The 13,587-nt window shown below is 60.7% G+C and carries 12 protein-coding genes, 1 other RNA gene and 2 pseudogenes; 6 read left to right on the top strand and 9 right to left on the bottom strand.

Features of this window, described 5'->3' with window-relative positions; all coding sequences use genetic code 11:
- Positions 1-422: IS630 family transposase (locus BFR47_RS03905; RefSeq protein WP_139215096.1), on the top strand; the 422-nt coding region annotated here is incomplete at its 5' end.
- 108 nt (positions 423-530) lie between these two features.
- On the opposite strand, the gene gcvP is transcribed toward BFR47_RS03905, so the two are convergent.
- From gcvP to BFR47_RS03935, 6 genes and pseudogenes are all read right to left on the bottom strand, one after another.
- Complete coding sequence (gene gcvP, locus BFR47_RS03910) at positions 531-3,413, bottom strand: aminomethyl-transferring glycine dehydrogenase (protein WP_071471863.1); 2,883 nt, start codon at positions 3,411-3,413, stop codon at positions 531-533.
- A 189-nt stretch (positions 3,414-3,602) separates the two neighbouring features.
- The gene (gene gcvH / locus BFR47_RS03915; protein WP_071471864.1) at positions 3,603-3,992 is read right to left on the bottom strand and encodes a glycine cleavage system protein GcvH; all 390 of its coding nucleotides are present in this window, start codon (positions 3,990-3,992) and stop codon (positions 3,603-3,605) included.
- Between the two features lie 19 nt (positions 3,993-4,011).
- Positions 4,012-5,114 (bottom strand): annotated as a pseudogene (gene gcvT, locus BFR47_RS03920) (glycine cleavage system aminomethyltransferase GcvT).
- A 319-nt stretch (positions 5,115-5,433) separates the two neighbouring features.
- Positions 5,434-6,645, bottom strand: coding sequence for an FAD-dependent oxidoreductase (locus BFR47_RS03925; protein ID WP_071471865.1), 1,212 nt, complete (start codon positions 6,643-6,645; stop codon positions 5,434-5,436).
- Between the two features lie 3 nt (positions 6,646-6,648).
- Positions 6,649-7,839: a 2-octaprenyl-6-methoxyphenyl hydroxylase gene (ubiH, locus tag BFR47_RS03930; protein WP_071471866.1), complete on the bottom strand. Its 1,191-nt coding sequence runs from the start codon at positions 7,837-7,839 to the stop codon at positions 6,649-6,651.
- Positions 7,840-7,857: 18 nt separating this feature from the next.
- Positions 7,858-8,424 carry a UPF0149 family protein gene (locus BFR47_RS03935; RefSeq protein ID WP_071471867.1) on the bottom strand — a complete coding sequence of 189 codons (567 nt, stop codon included), beginning with the start codon at positions 8,422-8,424 and terminating at the stop codon, positions 7,858-7,860.
- A 150-nt stretch (positions 8,425-8,574) separates the two neighbouring features.
- Here BFR47_RS03935 and zapA point away from each other — a divergent pair, with 150 nt between their 5' ends.
- From zapA to rpiA, 5 genes and pseudogenes are all read left to right on the top strand, one after another.
- Positions 8,575-8,874, top strand: coding sequence for a cell division protein ZapA (gene zapA / locus BFR47_RS03940; protein ID WP_071471868.1), 300 nt, complete (start codon positions 8,575-8,577; stop codon positions 8,872-8,874).
- Positions 8,875-8,904: 30 nt separating this feature from the next.
- Positions 8,905-9,087: non-coding RNA, 6S RNA (ssrS, locus tag BFR47_RS03945), on the top strand.
- 106 nt (positions 9,088-9,193) lie between these two features.
- Complete coding sequence (locus tag BFR47_RS03950) at positions 9,194-9,424, top strand: VF530 family protein (protein ID WP_071471869.1); 231 nt, start codon at positions 9,194-9,196, stop codon at positions 9,422-9,424.
- Positions 9,425-9,534: 110 nt separating this feature from the next.
- Positions 9,535-10,112 (top strand): annotated as a pseudogene (locus tag BFR47_RS03955) (5-formyltetrahydrofolate cyclo-ligase).
- A 114-nt stretch (positions 10,113-10,226) separates the two neighbouring features.
- On the top strand, positions 10,227-10,886 hold the full coding sequence (gene rpiA / locus BFR47_RS03960) for a ribose-5-phosphate isomerase RpiA (protein WP_071471911.1): 660 nt from the start codon (positions 10,227-10,229) through the stop codon (positions 10,884-10,886).
- Here rpiA and modC read toward each other — a convergent pair.
- Genes modC through modA form a run of 3 tightly spaced genes read right to left on the bottom strand, consistent with a single transcriptional unit; the run spans position 10,804 to position 13,447 of the window.
- Positions 10,804-12,000 carry a molybdenum ABC transporter ATP-binding protein gene (gene modC, locus BFR47_RS03965; protein ID WP_071471870.1) on the bottom strand — a complete coding sequence of 399 codons (1,197 nt, stop codon included), beginning with the start codon at positions 11,998-12,000 and terminating at the stop codon, positions 10,804-10,806. The genes rpiA and modC overlap by 83 nt on opposite strands.
- Complete coding sequence (modB, locus tag BFR47_RS03970; protein WP_217645438.1) at positions 11,997-12,674, bottom strand: molybdate ABC transporter permease subunit; 678 nt, start codon at positions 12,672-12,674, stop codon at positions 11,997-11,999. The genes modC and modB overlap by 4 nt, the downstream gene beginning before the upstream one ends.
- Before the next feature lie 29 nt (positions 12,675-12,703).
- Positions 12,704-13,447: a molybdate ABC transporter substrate-binding protein gene (gene modA, locus BFR47_RS03975; protein WP_071471872.1), complete on the bottom strand. Its 744-nt coding sequence runs from the start codon at positions 13,445-13,447 to the stop codon at positions 12,704-12,706.
- Between the last annotated feature and the right edge of the window lie 140 nt (positions 13,448-13,587).

Raw genomic sequence — 13,587 nt, forward strand, 5'->3', positions numbered from 1 at the left:
TCGTCACACCGGGTATCAACGAAAAGCACTATCTGGCCGGAGCCCTGCATGCGACGACGGGCAAGGTAACCTATGTTGCTGGTCACAAAAAGAACTCAGCCCTGTTTATCTCGTTGCTGGAAGCCTTGCGTCGACGCTACCGACGAGCTCGGAACATCACGCTAATCTTGGATAATTACGTGATCCACAAGAGCCGTCTGGTGCAAAGTTGGCTGGCAGATAATCCCAAGTTCATCCTGATCTTCCAGCCGGTCTACTCACCCTGGATTAACAAGATAGAGCTGCTTTGGCACAAGCTGCATGAGACGGTAACCCGCAATCACCAGTGCTACAGCATGGTATCGCTGCTGAAGCGAGTCAGACATTTTATGGATACCGTTTCGCCATTTCCTGGGAGTCGTTACGGAACAGCCAAAATGTAGCACTATTAGGATCAGTTATTTAGCTTGACCTCGTTTATTAAAAAAAGCCCCGCTGATCAGCGGGGCTTTTTATTCACTTGCGCAACTAACGCTTCGTAATCAGTCCGATCACTCGCCGTAGGCTTCGGTCGGCAGACAGCTGCAGAACAGGTTGCGGTCGCCGAACACGTCGTCGATACGGTTGACGGTGGGCCAGAACTTGGAGCGGCGCACGTCGGCGGAGGGGAATACCGCCAGCTCGCGGCTGTAGGCCCGGTTCCACTCGTTGTCCATGACATCATCCTGGGTATGCGGCGCATTGACCAGGGGGTTGTCTTCCAGAGTCCAGGTGCCGTTCTCTACCTGGCGGATTTCTTCGCGGATCTGCTTCATGGCGAAGATGAAGCGGTCGATCTCGGCCTTGGACTCAGACTCGGTCGGTTCGATCATCAGGGTGCCGGCTACCGGGAAGCTCATGGTCGGTGCATGGAAACCGAAGTCGTTCAGGCGCTTGGCCACGTCCATTTCGCTGATGCCGCTGGCTTCTTTCAGCGGACGCAGATCCACGATGCACTCGTGGGCGACGCGGTCGTTGCGGCCGGTATAGAGGATGGGGTAATCCTCGGCCAGGTTCTTCATCAGGTAGTTGGCGTTGAGAATCGCCAGCTGGGTAGAACGCTTCAGGCCTTCGTCACCCAGCAACGCGGTGTACATCCAGCTGATCGGCAAGATACTGGCGGAGCCGAACGGGGCGGCAGACACGGCGCCGTTGTCACGGCTTTCCTTGTCGGTTTTCACCACCGCATGGCCGGCCACGAACGGCGCCAGATGCGCCTTCACGCCGATGGGGCCCATGCCCGGGCCGCCGCCGCCGTGGGGGATGGCGAAGGTCTTGTGCAGGTTCAGGTGCGACACGTCACCGCCGATGAAGCCGGGCGAGGTAATGCCCACCTGGGCGTTCATGTTGGCGCCGTCCATGTAGACCTGGCCGCCGTAGCTGTGAATGACTTCACAGACTTCGCGGATGTTCTCTTCGTACACGCCGTGGGTCGACGGATAGGTGGCCATGATGCAGGACAGGTTCTCGCCCGCCTCGGCCGCCTTGGACTTGAGGTCCGCCATGTCGATGTTGCCCTGCTTGTCGCAGGCCACCACGATCACCTTCATGTTGGCCATCTGGGCAGAGGCCGGGTTGGTGCCGTGGGCCGAGCTCGGGATCAGGCAGATATCACGGTGGCCCTCGTTACGGGACTCGTGATATTTCTTGATCGCCAGCAGGCCGGCATATTCGCCCTGGGCGCCCGAGTTGGGCTGGATGCAGATGGCGTCGTAACCGGTGACCTTCACCAGCCAGTCTTCCAGCTCGGCAATCATCTGCTGATAGCCCTGAGTCTGATCCAGCGGCGCAAACGGGTGGATCTGGGCCAGCTCGGGCCAGCTCACCGGCACCATTTCGGCGGTGGCGTTGAGCTTCATGGTACAGGAGCCCAGCGAGATCATGCCGTAGTTGAGCGCCAGATCCTTCATTTCCAGCTTGTGGATGTAACGCAGCATCTCGGTTTCGGAGTGATACTTGTTGAACACTTCGTGAGTCAGGATGGCGTTGTCGCGCTGCAGCTCGACCGGGATGGAATCGGTGCCGGCAGCGGCCCTGGTGTCCAGAGTCTCCACGTCCAGGCCGTGGCCTTCGCCCAGGAAGATGTCGAACAGCTCGGCCACGTCAGCACGGCTGGTGGTTTCCGACAGCGACACACCCAGGGCGCCGTCCAGATCGGTACGCAGGTTGGCACCTTTGGCCAGGGCACGGGCAACAATGGCGTCCTTGTCGGCGGTGACCACGGTCAAGGTGTCGAACCAGGTGTCGTGCTTCAGGGCAACGCCCTTGGACTGGAGACCCAGTGCCAGAATGTCGGTCAGGCGGTGAACCCGGTTGGCGATGCGCTTGAGGCCTTCGGGGCCGTGGTACACGGCGAAGAAGCTGGACATGTTGGCCAGCAGCACCTGAGCGGTACAGATGTTGGAGTTGGCCTTTTCGCGGCGGATATGCTGCTCGCGGGTCTGCATCGCCATGCGCAGGGCCGGCTTGCCACGGGTATCCTTGGACACGCCGATGATGCGGCCCGGCAGCGAGCGTTTGTGTGCGTCGCGGGTGGCGAAGAAGGCGGCGTGCGGGCCACCGTAGCCCATGGGCACGCCAAAGCGCTGGGCGTTGCCCAGTACCACGTCGGCACCCAGCTCACCCGGGGCCTTCAGCAGCACCAGAGACAGAATGTCGGCGGCCACACAGGCGATGCCCTTCTGGCTCTGTACCTTCTCGATCAGACCCTTGATGTCGCGGATCTGACCGGTGGTGGACGGATACTGGAACAGGGCGCCGAATACCTCGTGTTCTACCACGGCATCGGCCGGGGCAACCACAATCTCGAAGCCGTAATGCTCGGCGCGCTCCCTGACCACGTCGATGGTCTGGGGGTGCACGTCATCGGCGATGAAGAAGATGTTGGCTTTCTTGTTCTTGCTGACCCGCTTGGCCAGGGCCATGGCTTCGGCGGCGGCGGTGGCTTCGTCCAGCAGCGAGGCGCTGGCCAGATCCAGGCCGGTCAGGTCCTGAGTCAGTTGCTGGAAATTGAGCAGTGCTTCCAGACGGCCCTGGGCAATCTCCGGCTGATAAGGGGTATAAGCGGTATACCAGCCCGGGTTTTCCAGCACGTTGCGCTGGATCACCAGGGGCACATGGGTGTCGTGATAGCCCATGCCGATATAGCTCTTGTTGACCTTGTTCTGCCGGGCCAGGGATTTCAGGTAAGACAGGGCCTCTACCTCGGTGCGGCTGGCACCGATGCCCAGCGGCTGGTCGTTGAGAATGTTGGCGGGCACGGTCTGGCGGATCAAATCGTCCAGCGACTCGGCGCCGACCACGGCCAGCATGTCGGCCACATCCTGCTCGGTCGGGCCGATATGGCGACCGATAAAGGCATTATTCTGCTCAAGTTCAAACAAAGACTGGGTCATTTCTTAACTTCCTTAATAGGCCAGCAGCCTGGTGACGCACAGACAACCGGCCCCGGGGGGGTACTTGCCGGCAAGGTCTGACATTAGCTTGCAGATCGGCCAGCGGGTCAGCCCCCTCTGGCCGTCATTCAACAGCGATGCTGTCTCGAGAGGTCATCATCAACAAGCCCCCTGTGCGGGGGCTCGTGATTACTCTTCGTCGATGCTGTTTTCGTAGCCGGCGGCATCCAGCAGCTCGTCCAGATCGGACTCGTCAGCCAGCTTGATGCGGAACAGCCAGCCGTCACCGAAGGGGTCGGAGTTCACCAGCTCGGGGCTGTCTTCCAGATCTTCGTTCACGGCAATGATTTCACCGCTGACCGGTGAGTAGATATCGGAGGCGGCCTTTACCGACTCGGCCACGGCACAGTCTTCGCTCGCGTCCACGGTGCGGCCGACTTCGGGCAGCTCGACAAACACCATATCACCCAACAGATCCTGCGCGTGCTCGGTAATACCAACCACCGCCTCACCGTTACCTTCCAGACGTACCCACTCGTGGGAGCGGGCATATTTCAATTCACTGGGGATATTGCTCATCAGTTGTTCCTCTTGATTCTTAAAACTCGGCGACCGCTTTGCCGAAACGTACAAACGTCGGTTTTACCACCGACACCGGCATCCATTTTTTACGCATTTCAACTTCAGCATTGGCTCCCACCGAACGCGGAACCCGCGCCAAGGCAATGCTGTGTCCCAGTGTAGGCGAGAAGCTGCCGGAAGTAATAACGCCGTGCTGTTCCTGCCCCTGGTCGTCGATAAAACGCACCGGGGTACCGGCGCGCAGCACGCCTTTTTCTTTCATTACCAGGCCTACCAGCTTGGGCTGGTCTCCGGCGGCCTTCTGGGCCTCGAGCACGGAACGACCGATAAAGTCGCGCTCGGCCGGCTCCCAGGCGATGGTCCAGGCCATGTTGGCGGCCAGCGGAGACACGGTTTCGTCCATGTCCTGACCATAGAGGTTCATGCCCGCTTCCAGACGCAGGGTGTCCCGGGCGCCCAGGCCACAGGGGCTGACGCCAGCCGCCAGCAGGGCGTTCCACAGCGCGGCGGCTGGGTGACCGGCACCACGATTTCGTAGCCGTCTTCACCGGTATAACCGGTGGTGGCAATAAAGAGGTCGCCGGACTGCACACCGAAGAAGGGCTTCATGCCTTCCACGGCGGCGTTTTGCTCGTCGCTGAAGACCTGGGCGGCCTTGGCCTTGGCATTGGGGCCCTGTACCGCAATCATGGCCAGCTCGGGACGCTCGGTCAGGGCCACATCAACGCCCTGAGCCTGCTGGTTCATCCAGGCCAGATCCTTTTCGCGGGTGGCTGAGTTGACGATCATGCGATAGTGGTCGTCGGCGAAGAAGTAGGTGATCAGATCATCAATCACACCGCCCTGCTCGTTGAGCATGCCGCTGTAGAGGGCTTTACCGGGCTGGGTGATGCGGGCCACGTCGTTGGCCAGCAGCTTTTGCAGGAATGGCTTCGCCTGACTGCCCTTGACGTCGACGATGGTCATGTGGGAGACGTCGAACATGCCGGCGTCGTTACGCACAACATGGTGTTCCTCAAGCTGAGAGCCATAGTTGATGGGCATATCCCAACCGTGAAAATCCACCATCTTGGCACCGGCTTCCAGGTGCTGAGGGTGCAAAACTGTTTGCTGAGTCATGGCGCTTCCTTTTATTCCAGGCCTGGCCTGTGAGCGATAATCCTGTATTGCCCCCCGATTATACTCAAGCCGACGCGGGATAAAACCGAGCCATGCCCGAGAAAAACTTATCGTTTTAGCCGCGCGTTAAAAGTGTGCCCCAGCCCACAACAGTCGTTTCAACTAAAGAAAGCTACAAAAACAGAACCAACGCAGAAAAAAGAGCAAAAAGACACCGCCACAGACATTAAATCGGCTGTGAATAAGTATATGAGAGAATTTTCTGGTCACCGGCAGAGAAAAACAGACTCAACAAAACTAATCTCCAGAAGGGCTCGGATTAGTTTTTCTCAGGTATCGACAACCCGGGTTGCAGCCCGCCGGTGCCCAGGGCATGGGCGGCCAGCTTGCGTTTGAGCGGCGTCAGCCGGTCAGTCAGACTCAACCCCAGATCACGCACACCACGCACCAGCGGATGCGAATGGGTAAACAGCCGCTTCAGTCCCTCCATCGCCGCCAGCAGCGTTGCCGCCTCGGCCTTGCGCCAGCGTTCGAAGGATTTGAGTCCGGCCAGCGTGCCGATGTCCCGCCCCTGCCGGTGCAGGGTTTCCAGGGTCTGGGCCAGGGCGGCCGCATCCTGCAACCCCAGATTCACCCCCTGCCCCGCCAGCGGATGTATGGTGTGAGCCGCATCGCCTATCAGGGCCCAGCGCGGACCACAGAACTGCTGACTGAAACGGGCCTTGAGCGGAATCGCCATGCGCGGCCCCAGCACCTCACACCGGCCCAGACGCAGGTCGAAGGCATGAGACAGCAGCTTGTTGAATTCGGTTGCTGGCAGGGCGGTCAGCTCCTCGGCCCGTTCCGGCGCACAGGACCAGACGATGGAGCACTGATGAGGGTCGGCCAGCGGCAGAAACGCCAGAATGTCGTTGCCACGAAAGATCTGCCGGGCGGTCTGGTCATGGGGCTCGGTAGTCGCCACCGTCGCCACCAGCGCGCTGTGATCATAATCCCACTCGATCATGCCCGGTTGCAGTTGCTGGCGCAGCCAGGAGCGGGCACCGTCTGCCCCCACCAATAAACGGCCGGTAATGGGGGTGCCGTTGTCGAGCAGCACAAAAGCGCCCTGCTCGCTGACCGATACCGAGGCCGCCCGTGCCGGCATATGCAGGCTGATGTGGGGGCACTGACGGGCACGGGCCAGCAGGCTTTGCTGCAGCAGCCGATTTTCGACGATATGCCCCAGGTGGGTCTGATGCATCAGGCCGGCGGAAAATTCGATACGGGCGGCGCTGTCGGCTTCCCATACCTCCATGTCGGTATAGGGGCCGAGCCGATCGCTCTGCGTCGGCCAGGCCTGCAGCCGTTCGAGCAGGGTTTGGGAAGCCAGGTTGATGGCACTGACCCGGTTGTCGGGAATATCGGGCAGCCCGGACTCCGGGGTCTGACCTTCGATCACCGCGACCTTGAGCCCGCTGTGCTCCAGAGCCAGCGCCAGGGTCAGCCCCACCATACCGCCACCGATCACGATCACATCTGCCGCTTGCATGCCTTACCTCTTGCCCATGGCCCGCCAGGCCAGTTTGTCTTTGAAGGTGCCGCTGGCCGCCATGGCCATCAACCCCAGATTGCGTCCGACGGCCAGCGCCGGATTATCGTTGGAAAACAACAGTGCCAGAGCGGTGGTCAGGCCGACAATAGCCGCCTGATCCGGCTGCCGTGCCTGGCCATAGCCGGACAGCACCGGGTAACTGCCGATGTCCTGCTCCGCCTTCAGGGCCTGGCCCACCGACTCGACCAGCGCCGCCACGTCCCTGAGCCCCAGATTGAAACCCTGACCGGCGATCGGATGCAGCAGGTGTGCCGCATTGCCGATCAGCACCACCCGGTGATGCCAGGGCCGTTCAAGCTCATCCAGCGTCAGCGGATAACAATGCCGCCGACCGGTGCGCTGCAGTCTGCCCAGCCGGTAACCGAACTCCTGCTGCAACTGGCGCAGAAAGGCGTCGTCATCCATCGTCATCAGTTGCTCGGCCCGCTCGGTGGAGGCGCACCACACCAGTGAGCAGCGCCCCTCGCCCATCGGCAACAGCGCGATGGGCCCTTCCCGGGTAAAGCGTTCGAAGGCACGGCCCCCGTGCGGCTGCGCACCCTGTACATTGGCGATGATGGCACTCTGTCGGTAATCCAGTCGACGGCTGGGCAACCCCAGTTGCTGACGCACCACGGAACGATTGCCGTCGGCGGCCACCAGCAGGGTTGCCGTCAGTTGCCGACCGCTGTTCAGCGTCAGCATCACATGCTCGTTCTGCTGCATCAGGGTCTGAATCCGGGCGGGACACAGCAGTTCGATGGTGTCGCTCTGCTGCAGGTGCCGATACAGTAATTGTCCCAACGGATGGAGTTCAACCACGTAGCCCAGTGCCGGTACCGGATAATCATCGGCGCTGATGTTCACCTGCCCCAGATGGCCCTGATCGGATACCTGAATATGGGTAATGGGGGTCGTCAGACCGGCCAGCTGCGACCATAGTCCCAACTGTTCCAGCAATTCCCGGCTGTGGCCGGCGAGGGCAATGCTGCGCGCATCGAACCCGGGATGCGTATCGGCATCGGGCGCCACCGCCTCGATGACGGCGATGCGCAGCGCCGAGCCATCGGCCCGGCGCAGGCGGCTCAGGCCCAGCGCCAGCACGGCGCCAGCCATGCCGCCGCCGTTAATTACCACATCATAATGAGTCATAACGCTGAACTGTCGTGATTAATGCAGGGTGGGCCGCTTGGGGGAAGGCTGCCCCTTGCCGAACTCTTCAAAGGCCAGGGTCGCACCCAGCTTCAGGTGTTCGTACAGCACCACGAAGGCGGTTTCGCTTTCTTCATCTTCCTGATCAAACTCGCTGGACACCTGGGTAATGCTGCTGATGTCCTGGATCATTTCCTGCAATTCGGGCGAAGCCTTGTTCAGTTCCTGCTGTACCACACCGAACCCGGCCAGGAAGGCCGCGGCCCATTCCATCATCGCATCCAGCCGTTCATCCAGCGGCTCGTCGTCTTCCGGCATCAGCAACTCGAACCGGCTCTGACTGACCAGCTCGTCATAGACCCGGTAAAACAGCAGGTTGACCGCTTTTTTCACTTCGGCAGGCAGACCGAAGTCGTCGTTCAGCAGGGCATTGAAGTGCTGCTGCCAGCGAACATCGTCCTTGGCCATGCCGCCGCAGATAAGGCCACAGATAACGCCATGCACCTCGGCGGCGGTCACCACCATATTGTGATGTTCCAGCAAGGTGGTGAAGGCGTCGTAGTTGAGGCGGGCGTTGTCGTTCATCATTTACTCGATTGGCGAAAAGGTGGCAAATATAGGGCGGATCCTAGCACTGTGACCACGCTCAGGCCAGCAACCCCTTGAAACTTCTGGTACGCCACTATATAGTCGCCACAATTTCATCGCCTATGCAGCCAGCCACCTGAGGACCACATGACCACAGCGGCAATCGACATCGTTATTCTCGGGCGCCCTTACAAGGTGGCCTGTCCTGTTGGACAGGAAGCGGCATTGCAGCGAGCGTCCGATATGCTCAATGAGCGGATCCGCAACTTCAAAAAAGGCGGCAAGTCCGGCTCCAACGAGCAAATAGCCATCATGCTGGCGCTGAACGTCTGTCATGAGCTTGAACTTGAAAAAGACAAGAACAACCAATATGCTGACGCCATGGACAAGCGCATCAAGATGCTGCAGCATACTATTGAAGATGCCCTGGCCAGCAAAGTAGGCTAGGTGTCACAAGTATTCGAATAAAAAGTTTAGCTTTCCCTGGGGTGTTCGTCTGTCGGGTGGCGTCCCTGAGCCGATAATCACAGCACAGGAAAGCCGTGTTATTTGCTATTGTGCATGCTCGGCCCGACCGAGAAGCCTGCGGCAGATACCGGATTTCCGCCTTGAACCAACGGGTTCAAGGACTAACACCTGCAACGGCATCCTGGGGATCCCCTCTGTTATCCTGACCTCTGTCGCCTCGACGCGGCGCCTTCCCTATCCGCTCGGCAAAATCCTGTTACAATCTTCGCGAATTACTTTCGTGACAGGTAGCCATTGAATGACTGAACAACCCAATAACCCGCTGCACGGCATCACCCTCAAGGATCTGCTCACCGAGCTGGTCGAGCGCTACGGCTGGGAAGAACTGGCCCGCCGGGTCAATATCAACTGTTTCAAGAACGATCCCAGCATCAAGTCCAGCCTGACCTTTCTGCGCCGTACCCCCTGGGCACGTGCCGAAGTGGAAGCCTTGTATGTTCGGCTGAAAAACAGCCCCTGGCATCACTAAACCACCGGGAAGAGTGAGGGAAAAGGCGAGGCCTGTTCATATCTCTTCGCACTCCCCCCGCAGCGCCCACTCTTCTCGCCTCACCATGGATTTAACGAGCAGGAAGCAATATGAGCGAAAGACATCATATCAGACAGCAGATACGCCAGGCTCGCCGCCAGCTGACGATGGCAGAGCAGCAGGCGGCAGCAGAAGTGATCATCCAGCATGTATCCGGCGCCGAGCATCTGGCCAGGGCCGAGAAGGTGGCGCTCTATCTCGCCAACGACGGTGAGCTGGATCCTCAGCCGCTGATCGACTGGTACTGGTCCCAGGCTCCCAGGTCTATCTGCCGGTGCTGCACCATTTCAGCCCCGGTCACCTGCTGTTTCTGCGCTACGACCCCGATACCCGGCTGGTCGCCAACCGTTTCGGTATTCCCGAGCCCAGGCTCGATATTCGTCTGTTGCTGCCCAAGCAGGAACTGGATGTGATCTATACCCCCCTGGTGGCCTTCGATGCCACCGGCAACCGTATCGGCATGGGCGGCGGTTTTTACGATCGCACTCTGGCCGCCTGGCGTCATGGACAGGGACCGCGCCCGGTGGGCCTGGCCCACAATTGCCAGCAACTGCCCCAGATCCCCACCGACAGCTGGGATATTCCCCTGCCGGAGCTGATCACTCCCGAGCGACACTGGCGCTGGTAAAAGCCGCATGCAAGGCCGGCGGGCTTTGCTATAATGCGCGCCACCTTTGCAGCAGACCACCGTGGGCAGGCAATCGCCGTGAGCAAGACCGCCCCGGGCAAGAGAGAAGAAGCCATGACTCAAGACGAAATGAAAAAAGCCGCCGGCTGGGCGGCACTGGATTACGTGACCCCGGGTACCATTGTCGGCGTCGGTACCGGCTCGACCGTGAACCACTTTATCGATGCCCTGGGCTCAATCAAGGACCAGATTCTCGGTGCCGTTTCCAGCTCCGAAGCCTCCACCGCCCGGCTGGAACAGCTCGGTATCCGCATTTTCGATCTCAACGACGTCAGCGAACTGGCGGTTTATGTGGATGGTGCCGATGAGATCGATGGCAGCATGGCCATGATCAAGGGCGGCGGTGCGGCCCTGACCCGGGAAAAAATCGTCGCTGCCGTGGCCGACCGTTTCGTCTGTATCGTCGATGGCACCAAGACTGTCGACGTGATGGGCCGCTTTCCGCTGCCGGTGGAAGTGATCCCCATGGCGCGGGAATACGTGGCCCGCGAGCTGGCCAAACTGGGCGGCAAGCCGGTATATCGGGAAGGCGTGATCACCGACAACGGCAACCATATTCTGGATGTACAGGGCCTGCAGATCACCGAGCCCAAGGCACTGGAAGCCCGTATCAACGCCATCGTCGGCGTGGTCACCAACGGCCTGTTCGCCGAACGCGGCGCCGATGTGCTGCTGATTGGCACCCCGGACGGCGTGGTCCGCAAAGGCGCCTGATCGCGTCTGGCTGCATCCGCCCGGATGCAGCCGTTTTCAGCCCACCATTCTCAGCCCACCAGGCCGCCGCCTTGATCAACGCATAACACTCACTCCCCGCTTCCAGTTGCAATTGCCCGACCGAGTAGGCGGACAACTGCGCCGGTATCTGCTGGCCACCACTCAACGCCAGCATCAACAACACCCTTCCCCCTGCGCCCGGCGTCAGGCTCAGCACCCGCGCCGGCAACTGGTTGAGAATGGAAATATCGGGGACCGGCGCCAGGGCCACGCTGACGTCGCTGGCCAGCACCCGTAACCGCGCCGGACCGGCTCCGGCAGTATGCGTTCCGGCCAGCCACAGCCGGCCCGCGCTACAGTCAAAGGGGCGGCGACCATCGGCCAGTGTCTGTTGCAGTTGCCCTTCCAGAATGGCGGCGGTTTCATCGTCCCTGAACAGGGGACTGCAGGGCCGGGCCAGCGCCTGCTGCAGGCTGTCGTTGTGGGTAATGCGCCCCTCTTCCATCAGCAGCACCCGATCGGCCAGCCGCTCCACTTCTTCCGGGGCGTGAGTAACATAAAACACCGGTACCCGGGCCTGAGCCGATAACCGTTCCAGCAGGGGCAGAATGTCTCTTTTTGCGCGGGTATCGAGCGCCGACAATGGTTCGTCCAGCAGCAGCAGCCGCGGGCTGGTGAGCAGCGCCCGGCCGATGGCTACCCGCTGTCGCTGACCGCCGGATAGCTCGGTCGCTCTTTGTGGCAGCAACGGTGTCAGGCCCAGCCAGTCGATGATCTCGTCCCTGTCGTCCCGGCGCAGCGCCGCCGGCAGCCGACGCCAGCCATAGTCGAGGTTGCCCTGTACCGACAGGTGTGCAAAGAGGCTGGCCTCCTGAAAGACGTAGCCGAGGGGACGCCGGTGAGTCGGCATGAAAAAGCCGTCTCGCTGCCAGCATTGGTCGTCCAGCCGGAAATGGCCGGAACAACGCTCCAGGCCGGCCATGGCCCGCAACAGGGTGGTCTTGCCGCAACCGGAAGGACCAAACAGGGCGGTAACCCCGGTGGCGGGCAGCTCGAAGTCCACTTCCAGCCGGAAATCGGGTCGTTGCAGGTGAAAGGCGGCGCTGATGGTCATGGGTGCACCACCGCAAAGCGCCGGTTCAAGGCGTACACCAGCAGCAGGATGCTGAACGACAACACCAGCAGTATGGCCGACAGCAGATGCGCGTCCCCGTATTGCAGGGTTTCCACATGGTCGTAGATGGCAATGGAAATCACCTGCGTCGCCCCCGGTATGTTGCCACCGATCATCAGCACCACCCCGAACTCGCCCAGGGTATGGGCAAAACCGAGTACCACCGCCGTCAACAAGCCATTACGGGCCAGCGGCAGCACCACGGTAAAAAACCGGTCGAGCGGCGAGGCCCGCAGGGTGGCGGCCACTTCCAGCGGTCGTCGGCCGATGCTGGCGAAGGCGCCCTGCAAGGGCTGCACCACAAACGGCAGGGAATAAAAGGCCGAGCCGATCACCAGGCCGGTAAAACTGAACGCCAGGGTGCCGCCCCCCAGTGCCTGGGCCGTGATGCCGAAGATGCCGTTTGGCCCCAGCGCCAGCAGCAGGTAAAACCCCAGCACCGTCGGCGGCAACACCAATGGCAACGCCACTACCGCCTCCACCAGTGTCTTGAGCCGGCAACGGCTCTGACTCAGCCACCAGGCCAGCGGCATGCCGATCAGCAGCAATACCAGCACCGTGACGGCGGCCAGCCGCAGGGTCAGCAGCAGCGCCGTCAGATCATCCTGAGACAAGAGCATTTCTTTTCCTCATCCCGGCCTGGTTATCGAACCACGACGCCATAGCCATAGGACTCGATCACCCTAGCGGCCTCTGGCGAACGAATATATTCCAGCAGGTCCCGGGCGGCGGTCCCCTCTTTCAGCAATACCGCCTGCTGCACGATGGGATCGTGCACGTCTTCCGGTACCGGCCAGTAGGAGCCATCGGCAAAGACGCCGTCTTTGAACACCTGGGACTTGGCCACAAAGCCCAGCTGGGCGTTCTGACTGTAGACATACTGATAGGCCTGGCCGATGTTTTCGCCCCGTACCAGCCGGGGCTGCACCGCCGCCCAATGGCCCAGGGTTTCCAGCACCTGCTGCGCGGCGCGGCCATAAGGCGCGGTTCTGGGATTGGCGATGGACAGAAAACGGAAATGTTGCCGTTTCAGTACCTGCAGATCGTCATCGATGAGACCGACGTCGGGACTCCATAACACCAGCATGCCCAGGGCATAGGTGAAACGACTGCCGGTGACGGCCACCCCTTCCTCTTCCAGCAGGGTCGGACGCTCGTCGTCGGCCGCGAGAAAGACATCGAAAGGCGCACCGTTCTTGATCTGGGCGTAGAGCTTGCCGGTGGCGCCGGAAGACAGCCGCACCTGATGCCCGCTTTGCTCGGCGAAGTTTTTCCCCAGTTGCTCCATCACTTCGATGAAGTTGGTGGCCACCGCCACCCGAACTTCATCGGCAGCCAGTGGCGAGCTTATCCCCAGCATGCCGAGCAACAGGAATAGATTCTTCATGTGTGGATGCGTCCTCAAGGCTTGTCTGTCCGGATATAAAACGGTCGCAAAAGGAACCGTCTATGCTGGTTCACACCCTATCCATATACATGAAGAAACACAACGGTTGCCGTCCGGGAGCTTGCTCTGTGCCCGGGCGG

The sequence above is a fragment of the Oceanisphaera psychrotolerans genome (assembly GCF_001870485.1).
In the GTDB taxonomy this organism is placed as follows: Bacteria; Pseudomonadota; Gammaproteobacteria; order Enterobacterales; family Aeromonadaceae; genus Oceanimonas; species Oceanimonas psychrotolerans.

Excerpts from the sequence above, each read along its gene's own strand:
- modA (WP_071471872.1), bottom strand. The coding sequence starts at position 13,447 with ATGAAGAATCTATTCCTGTTGCTCGGCATGCTGGGGATAAGCTCGCCA.
- zapA (WP_071471868.1), top strand. The coding sequence starts at position 8,575 with ATGACCACAGCGGCAATCGACATCGTTATTCTCGGGCGCCCTTACAAG.
- BFR47_RS03950 (WP_071471869.1), top strand. The coding sequence starts at position 9,194 with ATGACTGAACAACCCAATAACCCGCTGCACGGCATCACCCTCAAGGAT.
- ubiH (WP_071471866.1), bottom strand. The coding sequence starts at position 7,839 with ATGACTCATTATGATGTGGTAATTAACGGCGGCGGCATGGCTGGCGCC.
- gcvP (WP_071471863.1), bottom strand. The coding sequence starts at position 3,413 with ATGACCCAGTCTTTGTTTGAACTTGAGCAGAATAATGCCTTTATCGGT.
- rpiA (WP_071471911.1), top strand. The coding sequence starts at position 10,227 with ATGACTCAAGACGAAATGAAAAAAGCCGCCGGCTGGGCGGCACTGGAT.
- modC (WP_071471870.1), bottom strand. The coding sequence starts at position 12,000 with ATGACCATCAGCGCCGCCTTTCACCTGCAACGACCCGATTTCCGGCTG.
- BFR47_RS03935 (WP_071471867.1), bottom strand. The coding sequence starts at position 8,424 with ATGAACGACAACGCCCGCCTCAACTACGACGCCTTCACCACCTTGCTG.
- gcvH (WP_071471864.1), bottom strand. The coding sequence starts at position 3,992 with ATGAGCAATATCCCCAGTGAATTGAAATATGCCCGCTCCCACGAGTGG.
- BFR47_RS03925 (WP_071471865.1), bottom strand. The coding sequence starts at position 6,645 with ATGCAAGCGGCAGATGTGATCGTGATCGGTGGCGGTATGGTGGGGCTG.